Below are 2568 nucleotides of genomic sequence, written 5' to 3'. Positions count from 1 at the left end.
ACGGAAATGCGGTTTTCGTCCGCCTGCAGCGAGTACTTGCTGTGGTTCCAGACCTGCAGGTAGAGAAAGCGGAACGCGATCAACCCGAAGCAGACGAACACGAACAGCCCCGCCGCCGCGACGCGCAGGCGGAACTTCGAGAGCTGTTGCTGGGTGTCCTTGAATTCGGTCATGCTGTCAGGCCCTCACGTGCGCGTGCGCGCGGTGGCGGGCCGGGGTGCGTTAGAAGGAGCAGGCGGAGTCATCAGGCGAAGATTCCAGCGACGAGCGGCGTGCGCCGCTCATCAAATGGGCCGGGTGTCGTCGGGGTCGACGGGGCGCCGCTGCGGCAGAAGCAGCAGTACGGTCGCGACCGGCCAGAGGATGGCTTCGACGAAGCCGCTGATGAGATAACCCCAGCCGGGAAACGACGCGCCCATCAGCAGGCGGATCACGAACGGCACGACCTGCGCGCCGACCAGAATGGGCATGACGGCGAACGTCTGCAGGCCGATCGACATCCACAGCACGCGGCGGTGAATGGTGATCGCGCCGTACGAGAGCAGCGTGTACGCGAGCGCGTGCTCGCCGAGCAGGTTCGCGTTGTGGACGTCCATGAGGAGGCCGAGCATGAACGCCACGCCCATGCCCACCTTGCGCGGCTGGTGAATGTTCCAGAACAGCAGCACGAGCGCGACGAAGTCCGGCACGCCGGGCAGCTTGCCCCACGGCAGCAGGTTCAGGAGGAACGCCGCCGCAAGGCTGAAAACGATGAAGTACGGATTGACCGGCTGCAGGATGTATTGCGGACGCGGCATCAATGGCCCCCTTGCTCGACGGCCTTTGCCGCTTCTTCCCGGAGGCTCTCCTTGGGCCTTCTCTCGGGCTGCTTGTCCGCCGGCTTTTTCGCGCCGGCGGCGTTCGCGGCCGGCTTTGCCTGCGCGGGAGCGGGCGTGGCCGCTGGCGCGGTCGCAGTCGCAGGGCCGGACGCGCCAGCCGGTGCGGCCGCGGCCGGTTTTGCCTTCGCGTCGTCGGCAGGCTTCTCGCCCTTCTTGTCCGTGCCCTTGCCGGGCTTCTTCTTCGCGTCTTTCGCTTCGGCGGCCGCAGCGGCCTCTTCCGCCACGATCGGATTGGGCGGCACCTGCGCGACATAGTGAAGCACGAGTACCTGGCGCGCGCCGCGCACCGCGGCGAGCGGCAATCCGACCACGCGGGCGAATGCCGTATCGGCCTGCTTGTCCACGCGCAGCACCTTCGCAACCGGCAGCCCTTGCGGGTACACGCCGTCGAGCCCGCTCGTCACGAGTTCGTCGCCGGCCTGCACGTCGGCGCTGATCGGCACGAAGCGCAGGTCGAGCAGGTCGCCCTTGGCCGTGCCGTAGATCACGCTGCGCAGGCCCGTGCGCACGACTTCGACCGGCACGGCCTGGTCCTTGTCGGTGACGAGCGTGACTTCGGACTGCTCCGGGAACACGCGCGTGACCTGGCCGATCACGCCGTCCTCGCTCAACACGGGCGAGCCGTTCTGGATGCCCTGCTGCGAACCGGCGCCGATCACGACCTTCTGCGTGAACGGGTCGCGCGTGTCGTACTGGATCTCGGCGGGCGTGGTCTGCGCGCCGATGCGCTGCGACAGCTGCAGAAGCGCGCGCAGATGCGCGTTCTCGGCCGCGAGCGAGGCGGCCTCGTTGGCCTGCTGCGAAAGCTGGAGATTGCGCGTGTGCAGCTGCGTGTTTTCGGCGCGCAGCGTGGAGCTCGTCACGGCCAGATCGGCGGCGCCCGTAAAGAAGTCACGCGGCACGAGGGCCGCGCGCTGCAGCGGGTAGAGCCCGGCGCCGAGCACGCCGCGCACGATCTCGAGCGTCTTGAAACGCGCATCGGAGATCAGGAGTGCGAGCGACAACACGACGAAGAAGATCAGCCGTGCGAGTGCCGACGGGCCTTGCTTAAAGAGGGGCGGCGGACTGTATTCCATGGTCGGCGCCGGGGGCGTGTGCGGTTCGGTGAAACGGAGGGCGAAACCGGGGCGCCCCTGAGGACGCCCCGTTGCGGGCGGCGAGACGGCCTATGTGCCGCCCGGCCATCGGCGCGCAAGCGCCTCGACGGCGCCGCGCGCGCCCGCAGCGGTGCGCTGCGCGCTCACTCGTACGAGAAGATGCTGCCAAGCTTGTCCATGCGCTCGAGCGCCATGCCCGAGCCGCGCACGACGCAGGTGAGCGGATCTTCCGCCACCAGCACCGGCAGGCCGGTTTCTTCGGCGAGCAGGCGGTCCAGGTCGCGCAGCAGCGCGCCGCCGCCCGTGAGCATCATGCCGCGCTCGGCGATGTCGGCGCCCAGTTCCGGCGGCGTTTGTTCGAGCGCGATCTTCACCGAAGAGACGATCTGGTTCAGCGGGTCGGTGAGTGCTTCGAGAATTTCGTTGCTCGAGATCGTGAAGCTGCGCGGAATGCCCTCGGAGAGGTTGCGGCCCTTCACTTCCATTTCCTTGACTTCGGAACCCGGGAAGGCCGAGCCGATTTCCTTCTTGATCGCTTCGGCGGTCTGCTCGCCGATCAGCATGCCGTAGTTGCGGCGGATGTAGTTGACGAT

3 protein-coding genes are annotated in these 2568 nt (G+C 67.8%); all 3 read right to left on the bottom strand.

The genetic code is table 11. The features are described 5' to 3' along the window. Positions 1–284: 284 nt before the first annotated feature. Positions 285–797 carry a rod shape-determining protein MreD gene (gene mreD / locus VMJ11_RS01510; protein WP_325616200.1) on the bottom strand — a complete coding sequence of 171 codons (513 nt, stop codon included), beginning with the start codon at positions 795–797 and terminating at the stop codon, positions 285–287. Next, a complete protein-coding gene (gene mreC / locus VMJ11_RS01505; RefSeq protein WP_325616198.1) occupies positions 797–1954 on the bottom strand; it encodes a rod shape-determining protein MreC in 1158 nt (385 codons plus the stop codon). The genes mreD and mreC overlap by 1 nt, the downstream gene beginning before the upstream one ends. 164 nt (positions 1955–2118) lie before the next feature. Further along, a partial coding sequence (locus VMJ11_RS01500) for a rod shape-determining protein (protein WP_325616196.1) occupies positions 2119–2568 on the bottom strand: 450 nt, incomplete at its 5' end.

Source organism: Paraburkholderia sp., assembly GCF_035501035.1.
Taxonomy (GTDB): domain Bacteria; phylum Pseudomonadota; class Gammaproteobacteria; order Burkholderiales; family Burkholderiaceae; genus Paraburkholderia.
The sequence above is the reverse complement of the archived record's forward strand: the minus strand, read 5'-3'. Positions and strand labels throughout refer to the sequence as shown.